18 protein-coding genes are annotated in these 15,315 nt (G+C 68.7%); 2 read left to right on the top strand and 16 right to left on the bottom strand.

What is annotated here, in order from left to right; all coding sequences use genetic code 11:
- Window positions 1-22: 22 nt before the first annotated feature.
- The 4 genes from AB0L70_RS21625 to AB0L70_RS21610 form a co-directional block, all read right to left on the bottom strand.
- Window positions 23-409, bottom strand: coding sequence for a VOC family protein (locus AB0L70_RS21625; protein WP_363686730.1), 387 nt, complete (start codon window positions 407-409; stop codon window positions 23-25).
- 120 nt (window positions 410-529) lie between these two features.
- Window positions 530-1,333 (bottom strand): DinB family protein, encoded by an 804-nt coding sequence (locus tag AB0L70_RS21620; protein WP_363686728.1) that lies wholly within the window; start codon window positions 1,331-1,333, stop codon window positions 530-532.
- Window positions 1,334-1,402: 69 nt separating this feature from the next.
- A complete protein-coding gene (locus tag AB0L70_RS21615; RefSeq protein ID WP_363686726.1) occupies window positions 1,403-2,995 on the bottom strand; it encodes a DNA polymerase Y family protein in 1,593 nt (530 codons plus the stop codon).
- A complete protein-coding gene (locus AB0L70_RS21610) occupies window positions 2,995-3,909 on the bottom strand; it encodes a hypothetical protein (RefSeq protein ID WP_363686724.1) in 915 nt (304 codons plus the stop codon). Before AB0L70_RS21610 ends, AB0L70_RS21615 begins: the two co-directional genes overlap by 1 nt.
- Before the next feature lie 65 nt (window positions 3,910-3,974).
- On the opposite strand from AB0L70_RS21610, the gene AB0L70_RS21605 reads away from it, so the two are divergent.
- Together AB0L70_RS21605 and AB0L70_RS21600 are read left to right on the top strand one after the other, a co-directional pair.
- The gene (locus tag AB0L70_RS21605) at window positions 3,975-4,439 is read left to right on the top strand and encodes a PPOX class F420-dependent oxidoreductase (RefSeq protein ID WP_363686722.1); all 465 of its coding nucleotides are present in this window, start codon (window positions 3,975-3,977) and stop codon (window positions 4,437-4,439) included.
- A gap of 1 nt (window position 4,440) precedes the next feature.
- Complete coding sequence (locus tag AB0L70_RS21600; protein ID WP_363686720.1) at window positions 4,441-5,157, top strand: PIG-L family deacetylase; 717 nt, start codon at window positions 4,441-4,443, stop codon at window positions 5,155-5,157.
- Here AB0L70_RS21600 and AB0L70_RS21595 read toward each other — a convergent pair.
- The 12 genes from AB0L70_RS21595 to AB0L70_RS21540 all read right to left on the bottom strand — a co-directional run bounded on the left by AB0L70_RS21595 (window position 5,147) and on the right by AB0L70_RS21540 (window position 15,310).
- Window positions 5,147-5,839, bottom strand: coding sequence for a GntR family transcriptional regulator (locus tag AB0L70_RS21595; protein WP_363686718.1), 693 nt, complete (start codon window positions 5,837-5,839; stop codon window positions 5,147-5,149). The two genes, AB0L70_RS21600 and AB0L70_RS21595, sit on opposite strands and share 11 nt — an antisense overlap.
- 187 nt (window positions 5,840-6,026) lie before the next feature.
- Window positions 6,027-6,965 (bottom strand): zinc-binding alcohol dehydrogenase family protein, encoded by a 939-nt coding sequence (locus tag AB0L70_RS21590; RefSeq protein ID WP_363686716.1) that lies wholly within the window; start codon window positions 6,963-6,965, stop codon window positions 6,027-6,029.
- A 64-nt stretch (window positions 6,966-7,029) separates the two neighbouring features.
- Window positions 7,030-7,929 (bottom strand): amidohydrolase family protein, encoded by a 900-nt coding sequence (locus AB0L70_RS21585; protein ID WP_363686714.1) that lies wholly within the window; start codon window positions 7,927-7,929, stop codon window positions 7,030-7,032.
- A 1-nt stretch (window position 7,930) separates the two neighbouring features.
- Window positions 7,931-8,323, bottom strand: coding sequence for a cupin domain-containing protein (locus AB0L70_RS21580; protein ID WP_363686712.1), 393 nt, complete (start codon window positions 8,321-8,323; stop codon window positions 7,931-7,933).
- A complete protein-coding gene (locus AB0L70_RS21575; protein WP_363686710.1) occupies window positions 8,320-9,891 on the bottom strand; it encodes an FAD-dependent monooxygenase in 1,572 nt (523 codons plus the stop codon). Before AB0L70_RS21575 ends, AB0L70_RS21580 begins: the two co-directional genes overlap by 4 nt.
- Window positions 9,888-10,622, bottom strand: a complete 735-nt coding sequence (locus AB0L70_RS21570) for an SDR family oxidoreductase (RefSeq protein WP_363686708.1) — start codon at window positions 10,620-10,622, stop codon at window positions 9,888-9,890. The genes AB0L70_RS21575 and AB0L70_RS21570 overlap by 4 nt, the downstream gene beginning before the upstream one ends.
- Window positions 10,619-11,314: a GntR family transcriptional regulator gene (locus AB0L70_RS21565; protein WP_363686706.1), complete on the bottom strand. Its 696-nt coding sequence runs from the start codon at window positions 11,312-11,314 to the stop codon at window positions 10,619-10,621. The genes AB0L70_RS21570 and AB0L70_RS21565 overlap by 4 nt, the downstream gene beginning before the upstream one ends.
- Window positions 11,311-12,144, bottom strand: coding sequence for a fumarylacetoacetate hydrolase family protein (locus tag AB0L70_RS21560; RefSeq protein WP_363686704.1), 834 nt, complete (start codon window positions 12,142-12,144; stop codon window positions 11,311-11,313). The genes AB0L70_RS21565 and AB0L70_RS21560 overlap by 4 nt, the downstream gene beginning before the upstream one ends.
- Window positions 12,145-12,184: 40 nt before the next feature.
- Complete coding sequence (locus AB0L70_RS21555; RefSeq protein WP_363686702.1) at window positions 12,185-12,580, bottom strand: RidA family protein; 396 nt, start codon at window positions 12,578-12,580, stop codon at window positions 12,185-12,187.
- Entirely contained in the window at window positions 12,580-13,668 is a 1,089-nt protein-coding gene (locus AB0L70_RS21550) for an Ldh family oxidoreductase (RefSeq protein ID WP_363686700.1), read from the bottom strand. Before AB0L70_RS21550 ends, AB0L70_RS21555 begins: the two co-directional genes overlap by 1 nt.
- Window positions 13,665-14,504 carry an ABC transporter permease gene (locus tag AB0L70_RS21545; RefSeq protein WP_363686698.1) on the bottom strand — a complete coding sequence of 280 codons (840 nt, stop codon included), beginning with the start codon at window positions 14,502-14,504 and terminating at the stop codon, window positions 13,665-13,667. Before AB0L70_RS21545 ends, AB0L70_RS21550 begins: the two co-directional genes overlap by 4 nt.
- The gene (locus AB0L70_RS21540; RefSeq protein ID WP_363686696.1) at window positions 14,501-15,310 is read right to left on the bottom strand and encodes an ABC transporter ATP-binding protein; all 810 of its coding nucleotides are present in this window, start codon (window positions 15,308-15,310) and stop codon (window positions 14,501-14,503) included. Before AB0L70_RS21540 ends, AB0L70_RS21545 begins: the two co-directional genes overlap by 4 nt.
- Between the last annotated feature and the right edge of the window lie 5 nt (window positions 15,311-15,315).

Here is a 15,315-nt window from a genome sequence, read left to right as displayed (position 1 = left end):
CTGCCAACAGCATCGTCCGCCCTCAAGCGTCGTGCGATCCGCCTTCTCCCCACACGGTTGCGCGTTCGGCGAACTCTTTCGGGTCGCTGTGCACGGGGATGACGCAGAGGAGATGGCCGCCGGGAGCCCGGAGCGTGTGACAGCCCTGCCAGCTGGAGACTTCGACGGCGCCGAGATCCGTGAGTCGGGCGACCTCTGCCGCCACGTCATCGGTCTCGATGTCGAGGTGGTAGCGGGGTTCGTCGTCGACGGACTGGATGGCGGTGACGTAGCCGGGGATCGCGTTCTTCAGGCTGATGAACTGCGGCTCCCCCGGCGGGCTCGAGGTCTCGACTCCCAGTGCACTCGCCCAGAACCCGGTGGCTTGCTCCACCTCGTCCCGGCGTACGTCGATCAAGAACGTGGACACGCGGCTCCTGTGCATGGACCCAAACCTAGTTGGACCAGCAGTTCCGGACGGTGAACGCCCGGAACCGGGGCGCCCGGCTCACCCACCCCACGCTCCGCCGCACGGTGATGCGGATCGACTTCAGCTGACTGGCGTGGCCTCCAGGGTGGTCAGGTCGCGGGCCGCGAAGCGGTAGTGCTCGCACTCCTCATCCATCAGTACGCCGAGACATTCGGCGACGGCTCGTTCTTCCTCGGGGTAGCCGGGCGCGGGCGAACGCAAGCAGGGTCGACCGAGCTCGGCGTTGGTCAATCCATCGAGAACGCTGTGCACGATCGCGATCCGATCCGCCCGCGCTTCGAGAACTTCGGCGTACGTCGGTTGTGCGTCGAGGTCGATGCCCAGCGTCGCGGCGTCGGCCGGCGCGTAGGCGGTCTGCGGCAACCCGAACGGGTGGAACGGTTTCGGCTGGTCGAGGATCGTGCGGCTCACCCAGGAGTCGGTGATGAAGACGAGGTGGCGCAGTGTTTCGGCGAACGACCACTCGTCGTTGACACGCTCGTCGCGGGCGGCCTCGGGCAGCCGCTCGACTCGCTCGGTCAACCCAGCCCATAGGCCTTCGATCGTGCTCCACATCACCCGGAAGCCGTCTGCGTCCTGGATGCTGCGCAGTTGGACCCGCTCGGGATGTCTCCGATCGAGCTCACTCTCGACGTACTCGGTCACGTCGACGCCGTTGACGACCAGATTGCTCACCCACCCCGACACGTCGACATCGACCAGGCATCCGTCGACGATCCGGGCGCCGGTCAGGTCGCAGTCCACCATCCGTGCGCCCCGCAGGTCCGCCACCATGAACGTGGCGCCACGGAACCTGGCGTTGTTCCCGTCGTCGTGATGCCCGGCCGACCAACGATGCGGCCCGTACTGCGCAGGTTCGTCCATCGCGCCATTGTCACCCAGACCACCGACAGTTCCGTCAGCCGGCCGAGGCCGGCGAATACGAGTCGCGGGTCAGTCGTAGGTGGCCTGGGCTTGCCAGGCTGTCTGGTGGAGGGTGAAGAGCCAGGCCCGGGTGTCGGTGGTGTGGAACTGGAAGCGGGCCTGGCGGGACTCGGTGGCGGGATCCCACCAGCGTTCGTCGGTGAGCCAGGGACCGGCCCAGGCGGTGATGGGATGCATTTTGTTGCTGTCAGCAACTTGAGGACCGGGACCCAGCTGGAAGGCGATGGGAGCGCCGGAGAGTCCGCCGCGGGCAGTGACCGAGACCTCGGTGCCGTCCTCGGCGAACACCTTCGCCGGCAGGGGTTTGGAGAAGATCGTGGTCGGCGCCAGCGTCGGCCACCGGACCGGGTCGGGGGAACTGATCGCCCCGGGCCACGGCTGATCCGGTGGACGGGCCGGCACCGGGCGGTCGCCCCACGGGATCAGCGTCTGCCGCTCCGCGAACCCACGCCCACCGCCGATCACCACCGTCGCGACCGCACCATGACCGAGCATGCTCTGCACCCGGGACAGCGCCCGGTGGATCCGCTCGTCCGGCCCACCACCCCACAGTCCGTCGGCATGCGCACCGACCGGATCCGCCTGATCGGGAATCAGCCGGAGCCGCACGACGGGTGACGTCAGCTCACTGGTCGCCGTCCCACTCCCCTGCAGTTGCCAGCGGACCCGGTCCACCACGTCGGCCGCGGTGAACCAGCGCGGATGCAACCACTCCCGGTCGTGGATCCGCCCGGACTCGGTGCCGATCTCGACCCGCAGCGTCGTACACACCAGGCCGAGCTCGGTCAGCCGGACGATCAGTTCGTCGGCGGCCGACCGGACCGCGAAGGCGACCTGGTCGACCCGGTCCACGGCCGGCTCGAAGTCGAGGGTGCGGGTGAGCTCCGGCGGGATCTCCCGGCCCACCACCGGGCGATCGTCGTACCCACAGGCCAGCCGGTGGGCGAAGGCGCCGGTCGGTCCGAACCTGGTCAGCACCTCGGTGCCGGACAGCCCCGCGAACGCCCCCAGCGACCGCAACCCGAGCCGGCGGAGCAGATCCGTCAGCACCGGCTGCTCGAGCACATCGACGGACAACGGCGCCAGGAACTCCGGCGACCCACCGACCGGCACCACCTGGATCCGGGTCTGCGCCGAACTCCGCCGAGCCGCCTGCTCGGCGGCGAACGGACCGTCGGCGATCCCGACCCGGCTGCCGAAGACCTCGAACGTCTCGAGCCGGTCGAGCAGCTTCTCCGCGGCCGCCGGCTCACTGCCGTAGAACCGGGCCGGGCCACGCGCCTTCAACGCACACATACCCGGCCGGATCACCTGGATGCCGGGTATGAGCGCCTCCAGACACCCGATCACCGGATCGAACGCCCGCGCGTCGATCACCGGGTCGTACTTCAGTACGACGAGCTCCGGGCACCGCGACTGCGCATCCCGGGCCCGCTGCCCGCGACGCACCCCCTCGGCCCGCGCGGCGGCGGACGTGGCGAGCACTTTGCCCTTCTCCAGCACGGCGATCGGCTCGGTGGGAGAACGGCCCGTCGCCACAGCAGCCGCCGTCACCGGCCAGTCCGGCACCCAGATCACCATCGTGCGGGTGAGACCACTCATCAGCCCACCGCCTCCTCACGCCAGCGTGCAGCCACGGTCTCGACCGACTCGACGGAGCGGACGGTCCCGTCCGGCGCGGGGAGCCACAGTTGATGCCGACGCGGATGCACGGCGACTCTCCGGCCACTCACCACGACCGTTGCCTGCCGGCCGGTGAGCAGCCCCTCACCGTCGCCCAGACCGGTCCAGGTGTTGGTCTCCACCTCCATCCGGGCCTCGCTCCCCGGCCAGGAACCGGACGCGATCAGCATCGCCCCGCGCGTCCGCAACCGCGCGGCGAGCCGGGACGCCTCCCCCGGCGTCACCTCACCGGGCGGGCGGACGACCACCACGGTCAGCGCATCGACGAGCGCGGCGACGACATTCAGCCAGTCGTGCCCCGGGTCGGGCACCAGCACGAGGCGCTCCAGGTCGACCCCGAGCCCACGCGCCGCCTCCGCACCGAACGACGGCAGCCCCACCACCCCGCACCACGCCCCGTCCGCGGACGGACCGGCCATCAACGCCATCACCAACGCGGCACTGCCACGCACCGAGTACGCCGAGCCGCCGCGCAGGCTGGCCCCCGACAGCAACTCCGAGACCGCCGGCAGCGTGGGCATGGCCCGATCCACCTCAGCGGTGTCGAGCGCCTGCTGCACCCGCGTCTCGGTGACCCGGGTCTCGAACCCGGTGATCGAGGCGAGGCGCGCCGGCGCAGGAGCGGGGTGATCGAGTGCGTCGGCGTCCGGATCGTGCGGGGAATCGGGATCGAAACTGGTGACCGCGGTGAGGTGAGGCGTGGCCGGCGGATGATCGGGGTCGGCCTCCTCGAACTCCTGGGCCTTGCGGGCCTTGGCCTGGGCGAGGAGCATCCGGGCCTGGTCCAGCGCTGTGACCTGGCGCTCGGTGCCGACTGCGGAAGTCCCCGTCATGAATCCATGTTCGAACACCTGTTCGAACATGTCAATCCGGTCGTCCACAGCCATAGGGTGGGGGCATGCCGAGGACAATTGCCACCAACACCAAGGTCGACCTCGAGGGGCTGCTGGAGTTCGTTCGCCCCCGTCACCACATGCTGCTGATCGCCACCCGGTCCGACGGTACGCCGCAGGCGTCGCCGGTGTCGGGTGGTGTGGACGAACAGGGTCGCATCGTCATCTCGTCGTACCCGGAGCGAGCCAAGAGCACCAACGTGAAGCGCGAGCGGCGGGCCAGTGTCGTCGTACTGTCCGACGAGTGGAACGGCGCCTGGGTGCAGGTCGACGGCAGCGGTGAGGTCATCGAGCTGCCGGACGCCGTGGAGCCGCTGGTCGACTACTACCGTTCGATCTCCGGTGAGCACCCGGACTGGGACGAGTACCGCGAGGCCATGCGGACGCAGGGCAAGTGCCTGATCCGCATCACCCCGGAGCGCTGGAGCCCACTCGCGACCGGCGGCTTCCCCGCCCGCCTGGCCGACTGACGTGCGTACGGCGCTGGTGGTGCACGCCCACCCGGATGATGAGGCGTTCGCCACCGGCGCCGCGACCTGGGTACTTCACGACGCCGGCTGGCGGGTCGTCCTGCGCGTCGCCACCCAGGGATGGGGAGGCACCGGAGACAAGTTGCCGGCATCATGCGAATTGCTCGGGATCGATGAGTGGGACTGGCTCAGCGACCCGGACCGGTGGATCGACGACGGAGGCGTGAACGGACCGCGCACACTGGCGAGTGCCGAGCCCGACGAGGTCGTGGCGGAGGTCGAGCGAGCCATCCGCACCCTGCAGCCGGAGCTGATCCTCACCGTCGGCAGTGACGGCCTGACCGGTCACCCGGATCACATCGCGATCTCACAAGCCGTCCGGCGTGCACAGAAGCCCTGTCGCGCCCTAGGCGCCCGACTGCGGGCCCAGGACGTCCGGGCCGGTGAGCAACTCCTCCAAGAGCTGTTGCCCGGCAAGCCGATCGGTTCCGGCCGCGTCACCGGATGCGATGACGCAACGCCCTTGGAGACGATCTCCAAGGCACCAGAGCTGCTCCGGCGCCAAGCACTCGACGCGTACTACGAAGGGCTCGGCACACAGGACCTGCCCGAGCTCATCACGTCACACAACTCACGCAGTGACGGGCTTCTGCTCAGAGCGGTCTTCGACGCGTCGGACGGCTGGCCGCAGGACCGGTTCGAGCTGCTCACGGCTTAGCTGAGCGGCGTTCCATCGTCTCGGTGATGCGCTGCATGGCGCCTTCGAGGTGCTCGCGCAGCGCCGCCTCCGCACCCGCTTCGTCATGGGCGACACAGGCGTCGAGGATGGCCTGGTGCTCGCGGCGGGTCTGTTCGATCCGGGCCTTGGTCTGGCGGGACCCGAAGCGGTAGCGCTCGCTGTTCTGCCAGACCGGCTCGATCGCGCGGGGCAGCCAGCGCGAGCCGCCGGACCGGTAGATGGCGAAGTGGAACTCGGTGTGGGCCTGCCGCGAGGCGATGTTGTCGCCGATCTTCGACAACCGGACGTGCTCGGCCAGTGCGGCCCGGGCCAGCGTCGCATCGGCGTCGGCGAACCGGGTCGCGGCCGCACGGACCGCGAGGGACTCCAGCGCCAGCCGGGTCGCGTGGGTGTCGCGCAGGTCCTCCATCGACAGCTCGCGGACCCAGGCACCCTTGTGCGGGACGATCTCGACCAGCCCGAGCGCGGCCATCCGCCGCAGCCCTTCCCGGATCGGCATCTGGCTCATGTCCAGCCGCTTGGCGAGCTCCTCCAGCCGGAGCGCCTGCCCGCTGGGGAGTTCGCCGGACAGGATGAGCTCATGCAGCTCGGCGGCGGCTTCCTCGGCGAGAGTACGACGGCCGGTCGGTCCCCCAGGCGTGAGCTCGAGTCGTCGGGTCATCGGTTGCGGGCTGCCTCTCTCCTCCACTGCATACAAATTGAGCACTGCATACAACTACAACTCTGGGAGGTAACCGTACGGCAGGCCAGGGCATCTCAGGGCGTCCACGGACAGATTGCTCAGCGGAAACGCCCAGAGCGATCAGTGGTCTAGGCCAACAGCGCCATCACAGACCTCAGCGCGGACCTCAGGGCAGAACTGACAAGTCCAGCAATACCCGCCCTGCTTGCTGATCCAGCACTTCACCGACCCGGTCCGCGGACAGCAGTTCGTACTCCGGCCGCCACTGCGCGGACGCGATATCGGCGAGCGCCTGACCGACCGCACCGGGTTCGAAAACGGTCCGCTGCAGGTTCACCGGCAGCACTCGCAGGTCCCGGCCGATCAACTGATGCAGATCGATCGTGGTGAACTCGCCGGCCTTGTAACCAAGTACGGCGACCCGTCCGCCCGGAGTGATGTGTCCGAGCACCCCACTGGTCACCGGACCGCCAACTGTGTCGATGGCAGCGGCACACCAGGGCAGCTCACGACCGACCTGCCCCAATCCGTCCACCCGGACGATCTGGTCGACCAGTGCAGCCGTCGGCTCGACGGAGTCGGTAGTCCACGCCAGCCCGATCACCTTGGTCGCCCCGGCCGACCGCGCCACCGCCGCGCACAGCCGCCCGAGCAGACTCGTGATCCCGGTAACCACGACCGTCTCACCCGCTACGACGTCCGCAACCCGTCGTACGGCGGTATGGGCCGTCAGCGCCGGTGTCAGCAACGCCAGAGCAGTGGCCGGCTCCAGACCGGACGGCAGCCGGTGTACGGCGGCATCCGGCACCACGGCGTACCGGCCCCAGAGACCGGACCTGGTCACCCCGACGCCCTCACCGCGAACGATCACCGCCGTCCCGGGCTCCACCGCGGACGACGTGACGACCACACCGGCTCCCTCAGAGCCGGGTGTGAACGGTGCAGTGGGCTGCTTGCCCGCGACCGCTGCCCGGTCCTGCTGCGTCACCGCGGCCAGCCGCATCTCCACCAGCGTCTCGCCCGGTCCGGCGACCAGTTCGATCTCTTCGGCCTTCAGCAACTCGCCAGGGCCGTGACTGCGCAAAACAGTCCCCCGCGTACTCATGCCTCATCCCCGTTCACCACAATTTGATATCTGATCACAGATGGCCTCAGCCAAAAGCTTCGTCTCACGACGCGACAACCCCCTTCGCCAGCGGACGCGTCAGCTCAGCCACAGCTGCCGCCCGAGCCGAGGACACGGTGTCGCTGCCCATCGGGAACGGCCAGTCGCTCCCGGCCAGCACCCGCTCGGCCCCGAAGGTCTTCGTCAGTAGGTCCAGTACGGCGTCGTCGTGCACCAGGTCGTCGACGTAGAACCGGCGCAGCGCCTCCCCGACCGGCAGGGACAACGGCTCGATCCCCGGCCGCTTCTGATCGACACCACGCTGCCAGCGCCCGGCCAGCGCCGCCGTCACACCACCCCCATGGCACAGGCAGAATCGGATCCCCGGAAACCGCCCCGGCACATCCGCGAAGACCAGCGAAGCCGCAGCGACCCCGGTCTCGTACGGATTCCCCAACAGATTCGACAGGTAGAACGACTCAAGCCGCTTGTCGTCACTGTCACCCGGATGGATGAGGGTGAACGCCTCCAGCTCGTGCAGTGTCTGCCAGACCGGATCCAGGCCCGCGTAGTCCGGCGTACCGAGTGCGAAGCCGCTGAAGACGCCTTCCTGAGCCAGGGCGGCAGCGACTGCCGGTGCGGCCGGATCGAGCAGGGGCAGCTGACCGAGGACGCGCAGCTGCGGAGTGGCGAGCTCACGGAGACCCTGGTTCACCAGCTCGGCCCACTCGACGCCGGCGTCGTACCGGAACAGCGCGGGCGGGACGGACACCACAGCACCATCGAGATCCTGGTCAGCGATCCACTGCAGCAGGGCGGCCGGATCGGCCAGGCGCTGCAGCGGCAGGCGCTGCCCGTCGACCACCAGAGCACCGGAGTCGATCGACAGACCGAACTCCGCCCGGTGCGCCGCCGACAGCACAGTCGGCGGGATCAGGTGCGTGTGGACGTCCCAGCCGGCCATGTCAGCGGGCGTCCTCGTCGTTGTCGTAGAACGCCGGCCGCTCCGGATAGTGCGGACCGTCGTACACCTCCAGCAGGATGCTGGTCTCCTCGGCGAGCGTCGGCCCGTGCACGTTGCCCTTGGGGTTCCAGTAGAAGCTGCCCTTGGTCAGCGTCGTCTTCGTCGGCAGGTACATGTACCGCCCGGACAGGCAGAACATGAACTGGTTCGAGGCGTGCTGGTGCTCCGACGGGATCCCGGACCCCTGCTCGAACCGCACCAGGGCGATCGAGGCCTCAGTCTCCGGATCGCGCCACAACATCTTGTGGGACAGCCCCGCCAGGGACTTCTCCACCCACTCGAGGTCCTCGGTCTGGATCAGCACTTCGTGCAACTGCTGGTCGAAAGTGGTCACGAGACCTCCCGGGGTACGGGGCGGTCGGTGATGTGGGTGTAGAGCTCCTCGGCCACACCGGTACCCATCGGAGCCACAGCAGCAACATGCCCGTCGGGCCGGACCAGTACGACGCTCTCCGGTGGTACGCCGTACCGGTTCGTGGCAATGCTGCCCGGGTCGAACAGCGCGCGGTCACGCAGGCCGGAGTCGTGCGGTGCATCCCACCGGGAGACCGCGTAGTGCTTCAGCGCCGGCGAGTCGTTCACCGGGATCTCCGGGCGGCGCCGTACGTCGGTGAAGTACAGCGCGACGAACGAGTCCTTGCACAGGTCATGGATCGTCACCCGGCCGGTCGGACTCTGCAGGGCCAGATCGGGAGCCCGGTCACCGGCGCGGACCGCAGGAGGTGCAGCGGTGGTCGCAACCATCGACCAGTCGCCCACGCCCTCCACGTCGAGCCGGACACTCAGCAGCGTCCGGTTGTACGCCGTCGCCCAAGCACCGGTGGCCTCGGTGACGGCACCTCGCTGCTGAGCCATGTACTTGCGCGCGGCTTCGGCCATCTCACCCGAGCCCTCGATCGCCACCGGTCGCTGCTCCTGCTCATAGCCGTCGAGCAAGGTCTCCGAAGCCCAGCCACGCAGCACCCACGCGAGCCGCCACGGCAGGTTGGACGCATCCAGGACACCGGTGTTGAGGCCCAAGGCCCACATCGGCGTGATCAGATGGGCCGCATCGCCCATCAGGAACACCTTGCGATCCACCGTCCACTGCTCGGCGACCCGGTGGTGCACGTTGTAGACAACTGATCCGAGCAGCTCGATCCGGTCCACCTCGCCGATGAACTGCTTCACCTTCACCAGCAGGTCCTCGTCCCCCGGCGGCTCGGCCCCCGGGCCGAGCGGGAACAGGAACCGCCAGTTGTCCGGCTGCCGGATCAGGACCATCCACTCGGACCGGTCCGCGAAGTACGCGAGGTACGGGTAGTCGCGCGCGTTGTTGACGTCCAGGTCGACCAGGACGTCGATCAGCATGTACCGCTCGGGCAGGGTCTCCCCCACCACCTTCACACCGAGCGCGTCGCGGATCTTGCTCCGGCCACCGTCACACGCGAGCAGATGCGATGCCTCGATGTCCCGCGGCCCGTCCGGCGTCTCCACGTGCAGCACGACCCGATCGTCCAGTACGTCGAACGACAGCAGGCGGTGCTGCGTCAGTACGGGCTGGTCCAGCGCCGCCGCCAGGATCGGCTCCATCTTCTGCTGCGGCAGGTTGATCACGAACGGGAACTGCGTGTCGTTGACCAGCTCGGCCAGCTGCACCGACGCACGGGGCGTGTTGGTGGCCCGGTCGATGTCACCGATCTCGTCGATCCGCAGTGCGGCGGACAGGATCCCGTCGACCGCGCCGTACCGGTTCCAGACCTCGAGCGTCCGGCTGAGCGTCGTACCGGCCTTGGTGTCGGAGGACAGGACCGCGTCCTCCTCCAGCAGCACGAACGGTACGCCGTAGTGCGCCAGGCCGAGGGCTGTCGTCAGCCCGATCGGTCCGGCGCCCACCACTGCGACGGGCAGCTGTTCAGTCACTCATCACTCCACAAGGTCGCGAGCTTCGCAAAGGCGCGTTCCCGGGTCAGCACCGACCCGGTCATCGCGGCCGCGTCGGACAGCAGGAACAGCAACGGGCCGACCACGTCCTCGGGGTCGCCGATACCAATGGTGTCCTGCCAGTGCTCCCGGTCCGCACCGGCGTTCGCTCCGCGGAACTGCTCGGTGTCGATCACCCCCGGCGCGATCACGTTCACCCGGACCCGGTGCTCGGCCACCTCCGCGGCCAGCGACTTCGCGAACCCGACCAGCGCCGCCTTGCTCGCCGCGTAGGCCGACGCACCCGGATACCCGGTCGTCGCCATCCCCGAGGTGAACACGACGACCGAACCTGACCGCCGCGACACCATGTGCGGTACGACGGCCTGACACAGCCACACGACACCGTCGAGGTTCACCTGCAGCGCACGGGTCCAGTCGGCCGAGTCCATCTCCAGCACCGGCGACCGGGGCTGCACAGCCGCTCCGGCGACCAGTCCGTCGATCCGGCCGAACCGTCTCAGCACACTGCCCACAGCGGCCTCGACCGACGACCGGTCCGCGACGTCGGTCTCGACGTACTCGACCGCGGGGTCGGCCGGCTTCACGACATCGAAGACCACCGCGGTACCACCAACCGCGTTCACCGCCCTGGCCAGCGCCGAACCGATGCCTTGGGCACCACCGGTGATCACCACGACCTCACCGGTCGCGTCGAAACGAACCTTCATGACGTCTCCTTCTTCGACGTCATAGTCTCGGTGATCCGCTGGAACGCGCCCGACAGGTGGTTGCGCAAGGCAAGCTCCGCCGCATTCGGATCGCGGTCGGCACATGCGTCCAGGATCGCCTGGTGTTCTTGCCGGTTCCGCTCGATCAGGAACGCGGTCGGCCGGCTGCCGAACCGGTACCGCTCACTGTTCTGCCACACCGGCTCAATTGCCCGCGGCAACCACTGCGATCCACTCGCCCGGTAGATGGCGAAGTGGAAGTCCGCATGTGCCTGCCGAGCACCCGCCGAGTCCTGCGCCCGCGAAAGCTGGAGGTGGTCGGCCAACGCGACCGCCGCCTTCTCACCGTCCGCAGTGGTGAACCGTTCCGCGGCAGCACGTACGGCGAGGGACTCCAACGCCAGCCGGGTCTCATGCGTGTCGCGCAGATCCTCGACCGACAAGTCACGCACCCACGCACCACGGTGCGGGATGATCTCGACCAGTCCGAGCGCCTCCAGCCGGCGCAGTCCTTCCCGGACCGGCATCTGGCTCATCTCCAGCCGATTCGCCAGCTCCACCAGGCGTAACGGCGTACCGCTGGGAAGCTCACCGGACAGGATCAGCTGGTGCAGCTCGGCCGCGGCGTGCTCCGCGAGCGTACGCCGACCGCCCTTGCCACCACCCGGCAACAGCTCCAACGGGCCGCTCATGCGCGGGAGACTTTGTTGCGGAGTTCACCGATCTTGTCGGCCCGGGTGATGACTACATCGCCTTCCTGCAGGAACACCTGGGGCTCGCGGGCGTTGCCGATACCGGCCGGCGTGCCGGTCAGCAGCAGGTCGCCCGGGCGCAGGGTCATACCGAAGGAGAGCTCACTGATCAGGGTGGCGACGTCGTACGCCATCTGCTTCGTCGACGCGTCCTGCCGCACCTCACCGTTCACCAGGCACTGCAGGTGGATGTCCTGCGGATCGCCGAGCTCGTCGGCAGTCACGATCCAGGGTCCGAGCGGCATCGTGTTGTCGATGCTCTTGCCCTTCAGCCACTGACCGCCGTGCTGCCGCTGCAGATCGCGTTGCGACACGTCGTTCGCCAGTGTGTAACCCCACACGTGGTCCAGGGCTTCGGCGACCGGGATGTTCCGGCCGGTCTTGCCGATCACCAGGGCGACCTCGGCCTCGTAGTCCCACTTGGCCGACAGTGCGGGGTCCCAGGCGATGTCGTCGTACGGGCCGATGACGACGTCCGGGCCCTTGGTGAAGAACGTCGGGTGCTCGGGCCGGTCCACGTCCTGGCCCTCGCGCTTGCCCTTGCTCTCCTCGAAGTGGTCCCAGTAGTTCCACCCGGTGCAGAGGATGTCACGCCGGAACCGGCGCAGCGGCGGCCGCAGAATCCCTTCGCTGAAAGGGATCTCGTCCACCACATCGGCCGGCGCGGAGATGACCTCGGTCAAGTCTGTTGCTGCAAGCAACAGAACCGAGTCCCCCTCGAGTACGCCGGGCCGTTCCTGCCCGGCGTACTCCACCATCACGTACCGCATCTCAGGTCCACTCGACGCCACGCACAGCCATCACCCCCGGTCATGAGACCACCGCGATCGCGCTGATCTCGATCAGATAGTCAGGGTGCGCGAGCTTGCTGACCTCGACCATGGTCGAGGCCGGCAGCGGCTCCGCGAAGAACTGCGCCCGGATCTCGTGGATCTTGGCGAAGTCCTCCATGTTGCGCACGTACACATCCACCCGGCAGACATCGGCGAGCGTCCCGCCGGCCGCTTCCACGGCCGACCGCACGTTCTCGCACACCTGCCGGGTCTGCTCCCGAATGTCACCGACGCCCGCGATGCTGCCGTCCGGACGACGTGCCGTCATCCCGGAGACGAACACCATCCGCCCGGTCGCCTCGATCACGGTGGCCTGCGAGAACACCCCGTTCGGGGTGTGCAGCGCAGGCGTCGACACCTGTGTCTTCGCCATCAGCTCAGTAGCCCTCCCGCCGGAACCACGGCACCGACCGCTCGCGCGGCCGCCAGCAGCCCGTCCAGCCCTGACCTCTCGATCAGTACGCCGTGCCGCCGCTGCTGTGCTGCCCGTTCCGCCTCGATCTCCCCCGGCAGGTACAGCCGGTTCACCCCCGGCGCCGTCGCACTGCCCCGGATCCGCGCGGCCAGCCCGGATGAACGCCGCCGGAAACTCTCCACCCCACCCATCAGTTCCGGGTCGATCGCCAGGAACAGATGCGCACAATCGTTCGGCCGGTCCGGCTCCCGGTACAACGGCCGGACCTGGTCACCCCACCCACCACCACTGAGTACGCCGGTCAGTACGTCGATCATCAACGCCAGCCCGAAGCCCTTGTGACCGGCGGCCGGCAGCAACATCCCGAGCACGGCCTCGTCTGGGTCCGTGGTCGGCGTCCCCGACTGGTCGGTCGCCCAGGTGTCCGGGATCGGCCGCCCGGACGACGCCGCCAGCCGGATCTTGCCCAGGGCAACGGCTGACAGGGCCATGTCCAGCACGATCTCCACCCCGGCCGAGGTCGGTACGGCGATCGCGAGCGGATTGTTGCCGACGAGCCGCTCGGCCCCACCCGGCGCCGGCATCAACGGGGTCGTGTTGGACATCGCGATACCGATACACCCCGCCTCGCCGGCCTGCATGGCCCAGCGGCTGGCGGCACCGAAGTGGTGAGCGTTGCGGACCGAGACCAGACCGAGTCCGTACCGGCCGGCCCGCTCGATCGCGTGTCCCATCGCCTGCGGGCTGGACAGCTGCCCCATCCCGCCGCGCGCATCCACGACCATCGCCGCGCCGGCGTCGTACAGGATGTCGAGCTCGCGTTCCCGCGTGACACCGCCGGCGTTCAGGCGCTCGACGTACATCGGGACCAGCATGACGCCGTGCGAGCTGACGCCGCGCAGGTCGGCCTCGACCAGGGCGGTGGCGATCTTCGCCGCGTCGGCGGGGTCGAAGCCGAGCGCGGTGAAGACGGCCGAGACGGTCGCTTCCAGCCAGGCGGGCCGGACCAGGACGCGGCGGTCCGCGTCGGACGCTTGAGCGGTCACCGGGACTCCTGTGCCCAGGGCAACAGCAGGTGCTCCAGCAGGACCAGCGCGTAGAACAAGACGATGCTCATGATGCTGAGCAGCGTGATCGCGGCGAACGCCAGCGTGGTGTCGGCGGTCGCACCGGACTGCTGGATCACATAACCCAGACCGCGGGTGGCGCCGACGAACTCCGAGATCACCGAACCGATCACGGCCAGCGAGATCGCGACCTTGAGCCCGGTGAAGATCTGCGGCATCGCGAACCGGATGCGCAACTTGAAGAACTCCTGTGTCCGGCTCGCGTTCAGCGACCGGAGCAACTCGACCAGCTCGGTCGGCGTCGACTTCATCCCCTGCGCGGTCGAGATGACGATCGGGAAGAAGCACATCAGCAGCACCATCACGACCTTGGGCCACTGGCCGAAGCCCATCCAGATCACCAGCAGCGGCGCGATCGCGACCTTGGGGATCGCGTTCACCATCAGCAGCAGCGGGTAGACCAGCCGCTCGAGGATCGTCGACGTCACGATCACCAGCGCGATCGGTACGCCGATCACGATCGCGAGAGCGAAGCCCTCGATCGTCTCCAGCAACGACGTACCGGTCTCCCCGAGCAGGTAGGCCGGCTGCTCGAAGAACTTGGCGAACACGTCCTTGGGGCTGGGCAACAGGTACGACTCGATCGAGAACACGACCGTGGCCAGCCACCACAGTGCGATGGCCGCGATCAGTCCGAGCACCGGAAGCAGGACGGCACCAGCGGTGGAGTCCTTCAGCCAGGAGCGCTTGCTCATCGCCCGCCTGGTCACCGCCGGCTTGGCCACCGCAGGCTTGGTCGCCGCAGGCTTGCTCATCGCGGCCACACCTCGTCGAGCAACCGCTGCTCGGTCGGCTCGGCCTTCTCCGCGAGCAGCCCGTGCAGCAGGCCGCTGATCCGCGCGACCTCGGTGAGGTGTGCGTTCTGGCCGAGGCTGCGCGGCCGTGGGATGTCGATGTCGACGATCTGCCGCATCCGGCCCGGCCGCGGCGTCAGCACGACCACCCGGTCGGCCAGTACGACGGCCTCCTCGATCGAGTGCGTGACGAACACGATCGTGGTGGACAGCTCCATCTTGATCCGCTGCAATTCCTCGGACAGCTCGGTCCGGGTGAGCGCGTCGAGCGCGGAGAACGGCTCGTCCATCAGCAGGACCTGCGGGTCGCGGATCAACGACCGGCACAGCGACACCCGCTGCTGCATCCCGCCCGACAACTCCTGCGGGAGCCGCCGCTCGAACCCCTGCAGACCGACCATCTCCAGCAACTGATGCGCCAGCTCCCGGTACGCCGTTTTACTGCGGCCACCCGTACGGCCGTCGATCTCGATCGGCAGCATCACGTTGGACAGCACCGACCGCCACGGCAGCAGAGCCGGGCGCTGGAACATGAACGACACGTCCGGACGCGGCCCGGTGACGGGGTCACCCGCCACCTTGACCGTGCCCGACGTCGGCGGGAGCAGCCCCGCGATCAGCCGGAGCAGGGTGGATTTCCCACACCCGGACCGGCCGATCAGCGTGACGAACTCGCCCTCGCGGACGTGCAGGTCGATCTCCTCGAGGGCCGTGACCTGGCCCTCGCGTCCGTCGAAGACCTGACCCACACCGTCCAGCTGGATCATCGAGG

The organism is Kribbella sp. NPDC051952, assembly GCF_040680855.1.
GTDB lineage: Bacteria > Actinomycetota > Actinomycetes > Propionibacteriales > Kribbellaceae > Kribbella.
Note: the sequence above shows the minus strand (reverse complement) of the source record. Positions and strands in the feature narration are given on the sequence as shown.